The 242-nt window shown below is 60.3% G+C and carries 1 protein-coding gene; it reads right to left on the reverse strand.

Translation table 11 applies throughout. From position 1 onward, the window contains the following. Window positions 1–242 (reverse strand): hydantoinase B/oxoprolinase family protein (locus tag AC3II9_RS22370; RefSeq protein ID WP_489158962.1); only part of this gene is annotated, 242 nt, incomplete at both ends.

Genomic DNA, 242 nt, shown 5'->3' on the forward strand with positions numbered 1-242 from the left:
CTCGCGGTTTTCGCGATCGATGGTAATCTTCGCGACGATCCGGCAGCCCTGGTCCATCTCGTAGGAGAATTCGCCGTCGCTCAACTGGTCGAGGACGCGGCGCACACTTTCGGCGGCATTGTCCTGGACGTGGCCCATATAGGCTTCGACGACGTCCTCGCCGAACTGGGAAATCATCTTCTTCAGTTCCGCCACGCCCTTCTCGTTGGCGGCCACCTGCGCCTTCAGGTCGTTGACGTTCT

Source organism: Lysinibacillus sp. RU7 (assembly GCF_057837305.1).